Source organism: Stieleria neptunia (genome assembly GCF_007754155.1).
GTDB lineage: Bacteria > Planctomycetota > Planctomycetia > Pirellulales > Pirellulaceae > Stieleria > Stieleria neptunia.
On record NZ_CP037423.1, the window covers coordinates 5,844,974 to 5,853,287 of the forward strand.

8 protein-coding genes are annotated in these 8,314 nt (G+C 57.8%); 7 read left to right on the plus strand and 1 reads right to left on the minus strand.

Annotated features, from left to right (window positions below; genetic code table 11):
- Positions 1 to 55 precede the first annotated feature (55 nt).
- The 6 genes from Enr13x_RS20335 to Enr13x_RS20360 all read left to right on the plus strand — a co-directional run bounded on the left by Enr13x_RS20335 (position 56) and on the right by Enr13x_RS20360 (position 6,140).
- Entirely contained in the window at positions 56 to 1,354 is a 1,299-nt protein-coding gene (locus Enr13x_RS20335) for an NADH:ubiquinone reductase (Na(+)-transporting) subunit B (RefSeq protein WP_145388757.1), read from the plus strand.
- Positions 1,341 to 2,156 carry a Na(+)-translocating NADH-quinone reductase subunit C gene (locus tag Enr13x_RS20340; RefSeq protein WP_145388758.1) on the plus strand — a complete coding sequence of 272 codons (816 nt, stop codon included), beginning with the start codon at positions 1,341 to 1,343 and terminating at the stop codon, positions 2,154 to 2,156. The genes Enr13x_RS20335 and Enr13x_RS20340 overlap by 14 nt, the downstream gene beginning before the upstream one ends.
- A gap of 3 nt (positions 2,157 to 2,159) precedes the next feature.
- Positions 2,160 to 2,786 carry an NADH:ubiquinone reductase (Na(+)-transporting) subunit D gene (locus tag Enr13x_RS20345; RefSeq protein ID WP_145388759.1) on the plus strand — a complete coding sequence of 209 codons (627 nt, stop codon included), beginning with the start codon at positions 2,160 to 2,162 and terminating at the stop codon, positions 2,784 to 2,786.
- Positions 2,787 to 2,805: 19 nt separating this feature from the next.
- Positions 2,806 to 3,444, plus strand: coding sequence for an NADH:ubiquinone reductase (Na(+)-transporting) subunit E (gene nqrE / locus Enr13x_RS20350; protein WP_197456193.1), 639 nt, complete (start codon positions 2,806 to 2,808; stop codon positions 3,442 to 3,444).
- Between the two features lie 75 nt (positions 3,445 to 3,519).
- Entirely contained in the window at positions 3,520 to 4,740 is a 1,221-nt protein-coding gene (gene nqrF, locus Enr13x_RS20355; RefSeq protein ID WP_145388761.1) for an NADH:ubiquinone reductase (Na(+)-transporting) subunit F, read from the plus strand.
- A 53-nt stretch (positions 4,741 to 4,793) separates the two neighbouring features.
- A complete protein-coding gene (locus tag Enr13x_RS20360) occupies positions 4,794 to 6,140 on the plus strand; it encodes an FAD:protein FMN transferase (protein WP_145388762.1) in 1,347 nt (448 codons plus the stop codon).
- A 72-nt stretch (positions 6,141 to 6,212) separates the two neighbouring features.
- On the opposite strand, the gene Enr13x_RS20365 is transcribed toward Enr13x_RS20360, so the two are convergent.
- On the minus strand, positions 6,213 to 6,950 hold the full coding sequence (locus Enr13x_RS20365) for an HAD family hydrolase (RefSeq protein ID WP_390620980.1): 738 nt from the start codon (positions 6,948 to 6,950) through the stop codon (positions 6,213 to 6,215).
- 4 nt (positions 6,951 to 6,954) lie between these two features.
- Here Enr13x_RS20365 and Enr13x_RS20370 point away from each other — a divergent pair, with 4 nt between their 5' ends.
- Positions 6,955 to 8,268: a DUF3754 domain-containing protein gene (locus Enr13x_RS20370; RefSeq protein ID WP_197455227.1), complete on the plus strand. Its 1,314-nt coding sequence runs from the start codon at positions 6,955 to 6,957 to the stop codon at positions 8,266 to 8,268.
- Positions 8,269 to 8,314 lie beyond the last annotated feature (46 nt).

Sequence of the window (8,314 nt, forward strand, 5' to 3'; positions counted from 1 at the left end):
GCTGCCGAGCCGTTCCATTTACTCAGAAAATACCGTTATTGGGCAAGACTGACCAATGAAAGCACTCCGCGCTGCTCTGGACAAAGTCCATCCGCTGTTTGACAAGGGCGGACCGCTGCAGATCGCGTATCCGGTGTACGAATCGATTGACACGTTTCTGTACACGCCGGGCGAAATCACTCACGGGCAAACGCACGTGCGTGACAACATCGATCTGAAGCGAATGATGATCACCGTTGTGATGGCTCTCGTGCCTGCGACACTGTTTGGAATGTGGAACGTCGGCTATCAGGCGAACACCACGATCCAGCGGGCCGCCGAGGCAGGGGAGAAGTACGTCGGTGATTGGCATTACACGATTCACAACGCCATCGGATTCACCAATGATCCGGGCAGCATCGCCGACTGCATGGTGCTCGGGGCGATCTTTTTCATCCCGATCTACTTCGTTTGCATGTTCGTCGGCGGCCACATCGAAATGGTCTTCAGTGTCCTTCGCGGCCACGAGATCAACGAAGGCTTCCTCGTCACGGGGTTGCTGTTTCCGCTCACCCTGCCGGCCTCGATTCCGCTCTGGCAAGTCGCCGTCGGGATCGCGTTCGGCGTGATCGTCGCCAAGGAGGTGTTCGGGGGGACCGGACGAAACTTCTTGAACGTGGCCCTGACCAGCCGGGCGTTCCTGTACTTTGCACACGCCGGACAAATCAGCGGTGACAAAGTCTGGACGGCGGTCGACGGGTTCAGCGGCGCGACCGCACTGGGCCAAATGGCCGTTGCGACGCCCGATCCGGGCGGCGAATCCAACGCGGCCCTGGCGTCGCTGGAGTCGGTGAATTATTCCCTCGGTGCCGCCGACCCGGTGACCTGGTCGGAACCGATCACCTGGACCAGTGCGTTTCTGGGAACGGTTCAGGGATGCGTCGGCGAGACCAGCACGCTGATGTGCTTGATCGGTGCCGCGATTTTGATCGGCGCCGGGATCGGTTCCTGGAAGATCATGGTCGGTGTGCTGGGCGGAGTCGCCGCGACGTCGTTGTTACTGAACGGGGTCACCACGGGCAGCAACCCGATGATGAGCGTTCCGTTTTACTGGCACTTCGTGATCGGCGGTCTGGCGTTCGGTCTGGTGTTCATGGCAACCGACCCGGTCAGTGCTTCGATGACGGAGAAGGGAAAATGGATCTACGGCGGGCTGATCGGTTTCATGACCGTTTTGATTCGATGCATTAACCCGGCGTTTCCCGAAGGCATCATGTTGGCCATTTTATTCGGCAACGTGTTCGCGCCTTTGATCGATTACTTCGTTGTTTCCGCAAACGTTCGCCGGAGGATGGCACGCTATGTCACAACGTGATTCAACTGTTAACACCCTGCTCACGGCGACCATCCTGTGCGTCGTCTGCTCGCTGGTCGTCAGCGTTGCCGCTGTCGGACTCAAGGGCAAGCAGGAAGAAAACAAGATGCTCGATCGCCAGAAGAACATTCTGGACGCCGCGGGGCTGTCGATCGGCGAATATGGCAAGCCGGCCAGCGAGCTTTCCCGGGAGCAGATCGACGAACTGTACGCATGGGTCAGCGAAGAGCTGGTCGATTTGCAAACCGGCGAGATCGTCGAGGACATGGACCCGGCCGACTACGACCCGCGTGAAGCGGCTGAAAAGGTCGACAGTAGCACCGAGATCGGCGAAGTGCCGTACGATCCGGGTGTCGATCGCCGCGAGAAAGTGGCGAAGGTCTACTTCGTCACCAAGCCCGGATCCGATGGCTTTCAACAAGTCGTGTTGCCTGTCTACGGCAAGGGACTGTGGTCGACGTTGTACGGATACTTGGCACTCAAGGGCGACCTGGAAACGATCCAAGGTTTGACGTTTTACGAGCACGCCGAAACGCCCGGTTTGGGTGGCGAAGTCGACAACCCGGCCTGGAAGGCGCAATGGGAAGACCAGAAGCTCTACGACGAAAACGGGCAGCCGGCCGCCTTGGTTTACAAAGGCACCGCTCCTGCGGGAAACCCTTACGCGGTCGATGGATTGTCCGGGGCGACCATCACCAGCCGGGGCGTGACGAACCTGTTGCGTTACTGGGCCAGCGAGGATGGATACGGACCATTCTTGTCACAACTAAAAAACGGCACGTCGAAGACATCGGGGTCCTGAGAAATGGCTGAAAAAACTGCAAAATCTGTGATCGTCGATCCACTGGTCGACAACAACCCGATCGCCTTACAAATCCTCGGGATCTGTAGTGCGTTGGCAGTGACGACCAAGATGGAGACATCGATCGTGATGGCCGTCGCCGTGATCGCCGTGACGGCGTTCAGCAACCTGGCCGTCAGTGCGATCCGCTCCTACATCCCCAGCAGCATCCGGATCATCGTACAGATGACCGTGATCGCGTCGCTGGTGATCGTCGTCGACCAATTCCTGAAAGCTTACTTCTTCGACATCAGCAAGCAGCTTTCGGTGTTCGTCGGTTTGATCATCACCAACTGTATCGTGATGGGACGCGCCGAAGGATTTGCGATGAAGAACGGCCCCTGGCTGAGCTTCTGGGACGGGATCGGCAACGGACTCGGCTACGGCCTGGTCTTGCTGTTTGTCGCGTTCTTCCGCGAACTGCTCGGCAGCGGAACCCTGATGGGCTACGTCATCCTGCCGCTGGATCGCAACGGCGGCTGGTACAACCCCAACAACTTGATGCTGTTGCCACCGAGTGCGTTTTTCTTGATCGGCTTCCTGATTTGGTTGATCCGAGCATACAAACCGGAACAAATCGAAGAGTCCTGAGGATAGAACCATGCAAGAAATCATAGAAACCCATCTCAGCATCCTGCTGAAAGCCGTCTTCGTCGAAAACCTGGCGTTGGCATTTTTCCTCGGGATGTGCACGTTCCTGGCGATCAGCAAGAACGTCAAAACGGCGATCGGGCTGGGCATCGCCGTGATTGTGATCGAAGCGATCACGGTGCCGGCCAACCAGTTCATCTACGCCTGGTTCCTCAAGAAAGGCGCGTTGACATGGGCGGAGGGATTGCTTCCCGTTTCGCCCGGTTACTTTGCGACCGTCGACCTGACCTTTCTCGGGTTTATCAGCTACATCGGCGTGATCGCCGCCATGGTTCAAATCCTGGAAATGTTCTTGGACAAGTTTTTTCCCGCGCTCTACAACACGCTGGGGATCTTCTTGCCGCTGATCACGGTGAACTGTGCCATCTTGGGCGCGTCGCTGTTCATGCAAGAACGGAACTACTCATTCGCCGAGTCGTGCACCTACGGCCTGGGCTGTGGGATCGGTTGGGCGCTCGCCATCGCGGCACTCGCCGGAATCCGTGAAAAGATGAAATACAGTGATGTCCCCCCGCCGCTTCGCGGTTTAGGAATCACGTTCATCACCGTCGGGCTGATGGCGCTCGCATTCATGTCGTTTAGCGGAATCCAGCTCTAACCCGGCTGTTGCACGCTGAGCGAAAGCAACTTTGACCAGACGATACTCAGAAACCTTCAATCAAATCGATCCGATATGGGCACCGTAATCCTTGGCATCGCAATGTTCACCCTGGTCGTGGTGGCGTTGGTGGTCTTGATCTTAGGCGCGAAAGCGCAGCTTGTTGCGTCAGGCCCCGTAAAGATCATGATCAACGAGCAAAAAGAGATCGAAGTTCCCGCCGGCGGAAAGCTGTTGGGCGCCCTGGCCGATGCCGGCGTGTTCGTCTCCAGTGCCTGCGGGGGCGGCGGAACCTGTGCCCAATGCAAGGTCAAGGTGCTTGAGGGCGGCGGTGAAATCCTGGCGACCGAAAAGGACCACATCTCCAAAAAAGCAGCTCGCGAGGGCGAACGCCTCTCCTGCCAAGTGGCCGTCAAGCAGGACATGAACGTCGAGGTTCCCGCCGAAGCGTTCGACACCAAGAAGTGGGAATGCACGGTCCGTAGCAACCACAACGTGGCCACCTTCATCAAAGAGTTCGTGCTCGAGCTGCCCGAAGGCGAAGACGTCAATTTCAAAGCCGGCGGTTACATTCAAATTGAATGCCCGCCCCACGTGGCGAACTACAAAGACTTTGATATCGAAGAAGAGTACCACGAAGATTGGGATAAGTACGACATCTGGCGTTTCGTGTCGAAGGTCGACGAGCCGGTGATTCGGGCCTATTCGATGGCGAACTATCCGGGCGAAAAAGGCATCATCATGCTGAACATTCGCGTCGCGACCCCGCCGCCGAGAAACCCGGAATTGCCGCCGGGGAAAATGAGTAGCTGGATCTTCAGCCTGAAACCCGGTGACAAGGCGACCATCAGTGGCCCGTACGGCGAGTTCTTCATCAAGGACACCGACGCGGAAATGGTCTACATCGGTGGTGGTGCCGGTATGGCTCCGCTGCGGAGTCACATTTTTGAATTGTTCAAACGGCAAAAGACGGATCGAAAGGTCAGCTACTGGTACGGCGGCCGAAGTTTGCGTGAATTGTTCTACATCGATCACTTCCGCGACATCGAAAAGGATTTCCCGAATTTCAAGTTCAACATCGCGCTCTCGGATCCGTTGCCCGAAGACAATTGGGACGGCTACCAAGGGTTCATTCACCAAGTGTTGTTGGACAACTACTTGAGCAAGCATCCCGCGCCGGAAGACATCGAGTACTACATCTGTGGCCCGCCGATGATGAACCAGGCCGTGTTCCGCATGCTGGACGACCTGGGCGTCGAACCGGAAAATATCGCCTACGATGACTTCGGCGGTTGATGATTGAGACAATGGAGTAGACGCGGTCCATTCCCCAACGATCGGTAACAACCATGATGATCCAACAAACGCGACGAGCCTTGCTGCTGGTCGCGTTTCTTTTGTTTCCCCTGACCGGTTTCAGCCCCACGGCGGCAAACGGCCAGGGCGACTCGGCGGCTCCGCGGACGATTCGCGAGTACCGCGGCAAGACGATGGGGACGTTGTACATGGTCAAAGTCGCCGGTGCGGAGACACTGGATGACCAGACGCTGCGGTTCGCCATCGATGCCGAACTAAGACGTGTCAATGACCAGATGTCGACGTATCTCAAGTCGTCGGAGATCAGCCGGTTCAATCGATCGACCAGCACCGAGTGGTTCGACGTCAGTGTCGAATTCGCCCAAGTCGTTGCGGAAGCTCAATCCATCGCGAAAATGACGGACGGTGCCTTTGACATCACCGTTGCGCCGTTGGTCAATGCATGGAACTTTGGTCCCACGGAACGTTCGTCGGCGGTTCCCGACCCGGACACGATCAAAATGCTGATGGAAACGATCGGCTACAAAAAGTTGGAGGTTCGCACGGATCCTCCCAGTTTGCGCAAGCTGATTCCCGAGTTGCAGATCGATCTTTCGTCGATCGCCAAGGGACACGGTGTCGATCGAGTGGTCGACAAACTGGCCGAGCTCGGCGCAGGGGACGTGTTTGTCGAAATCGGTGGCGAGGTGCGGACCACGGGCGACAAGCCCGGTGGCGCTTGGAAGGTCGGTATTCAATTGCCCGATGCCGCCAAGGACACGGTGATGATCGCTCATCCGATGTTGCAAAATGAATCGGCCGGCAACGCGATGGCGACGTCCGGGGATTACCGCAATGTGTATGTCGTCGATGGCAAACGATATTCTCACACCATCGACCCGCGGACCGGTTCGCCCGTGGAACACGACCTCGCATCGGTGACTGTGATCGCCAAGACTTGCATGCAGGCCGATGGTTGGGCGACCGCCCTGAATGTCTTGGGACCAGAGCCGGCATTGGCGATCGCAACGCAAAACGACCTTCATGCATTGCTCGTCTCGCGCAGCGGGGCGAAGGAGTATCAAATGGTAGGCAGCGGGGTTTTGGCACAGTACGCCCAGGCGACACCGGATGCGGCGGAGACCACCAGTTGGTTGGCGGCACTGGTGCCGATCGCCATCCTGACCTTTGGCGTGTTTTCGATTCTGCTGTTCGCGATGGCGATCGGAGTCGTTTTTGGTCGGCGATCGATCAGTGGTTCCTGCGGCGGATTGGCCAACAAAACCAACGAAGACGGCAGCACCAGTTGCTCCTTGTGCAGCAATCCTTCCGACGCCTGCAAAGAGTTGCGTGAAAAGATGGAATCCAGTCAGCCGGATTCAAAGCAGTCGGCGACGTAGGGGGTTTGGGATAGGCTTCCAGCCTGTCATGCGGCAACCGACAGGCTGAAAGCCTATCCCAACTTCGGCACCCTATCGCAACAGTTCCCACAACCGTTGGTCCAGCAACGATTCGGCGACCAGCATCGCGCCGCTGAAGTCCTGTTGGCGGGTGTGTTCGTTGGGGATCGCAACGACGTTTGCTCCGGCCGCGACTCCCGCCGCACAGCCGTTGCCGCTGTCTTCGAGCACCAGCATGGCCTGCGGTTGGAGCTGGAATTTTTCGGCGGCGGTCAGGTACATCTCCGGGTGCGGTTTGCCTTGGCGGACGTCGTCGCCGGTCAAGACGAAGGTCAGGGATTGCCGCCAGTGCAGTTCGGCGAAAATCACGTCCACCCATTTTCGGCGACTGCTGGTGGTCAAGGCAAACGGAACGCCACTTTGTTGCAGGTGATCGATCCAGGCTTCCAATCCCGGCATCGGCCTCAGCAGTTCGGGTAAAAGCTCTCCGTACAACTGGTCCGATTCGGCCAGCAACGCGTCCGGGGAGTCGTCCAGGGAGTGGAAATCGATCATTTGCTGGACGGCGGCCGTGCCGATCCGCCCCATCATTCGTGCCTGCAGGGCGGCACTGTAACGGTGTCCGCGACGTTGCAAAATCGTGTCCCCGACTTGCCAATAGATCCGTTCGGTATCGAACAGCAATCCGTCCATGTCCAAGGCGACTCCCGCCACCGCGGGAACGGGATCGCTATCATCTCGCTGGGGGATCGGTTCAAATACTCGGTTTGGCCGCGTCGCCATTTCTGTCCCTTTTCGCTTTTGCGTCATTGCCGTGTCTGGATCGGTCGACCGAATTCTTACCAACTGGTCCATCGACCGAACAGGCCCGCTGACGCGTGGGATCAGCGAGGTCAGCACGTCGGGGTGGATCGATGATGACGCGACGCAGTGGTCGATCGAACCCTTTTTGCCCATCGAAACGCAGACCTTGGTCGAATACCTGGGCAATCGGGCGGAGAAAACCGCCGGGCTGGATCCAGCCGGACGCGACGCCTTTGCAGCCGCGGTCCGGAAAATCAGTGATCATGTGGCGGCGAAAACGTCGCAGTATCACGCCCAATTTTCGGATCGGTACCACGCGGTCGATCCCGATAGCGATTGCAAAATCCCGATTGATTTACAGTGCGACCAGGTGGTCGACCACTCCGCCCGGCTGATGGAACTGTGTGATCAGATGTTGGCCGATGCCGCCTACCAGAAGCTCAGCCAGGAGGACATCGAGAAATGCGTCGGGGTTTCAAGCCATTGGGGCGTTCCGATGAGTGCGAATTTTGGCCTGTTTCAACAACTGGCCGTCTACGCCCGCGGTGACATCATCGGGCGTCGGTGCAAACGCCGCCTGCAGAATCTGTATCGCATGGAAATGGTCGACGTCGCCATCTACCAACGGCTCGTCGTGCTGTTTCAATTGGCCGAAGACCACGAACGGGGCGAAATGCTGGCCGCCGGACAATTCCACCTGCGGATCTTCAAGAACATCCCCAAACAGGACGTCGATATGTTGCTGCCGGGCACGCAAGTCCGACTCAGCAAACTCGACCGGGTGAAGGTGATCGCGCCCAGCCTGGGCGGATGGCTGTTGTCGTTGCAAAAGATCTCGCGGTTCGTGCTGGTCACTCTCGCGTTGGCCGCGTACTACTCCACCGCCCTGGTCATCGGTTTGATCCTCGCCGGGATCGGCTACTGTGTCAAAAGCTTCTTCAGCTACTTCCAAACCAAGAATCGCTATTTGTTGGATCTGACACGGAACCTGTACTTTCAAAAGCTGGATACCAACGCCGGTGCCGCGTTTCAGATTATCCAACAAGCCGGCCGCCAATCGACCAACGAAGCCTCGCTGGCGTACTATGCACTCGCGACCGAACCGGAACCGATCAGCCGACGCCGACTGAGACGCAAATGCGAGCGATTGATCCGTGAGGCGATCGAGGTCGAAATTGATTTTCGAGTCGATCGGGCGCTCGAAACGCTCATGCAACTCGGTCTGGTGACAGAAACGGTTGACCAGAAGCTATGCCTTGCAACTGGGACGAACTCTGCGGGAGCGGAGGAAAGGGGGCGGCAGAATGATGGGGTGGCAGAATGATGGGCTACGCTGTGAAGCATCTTTTTAGCGGCAGGGCGGGAGCCCT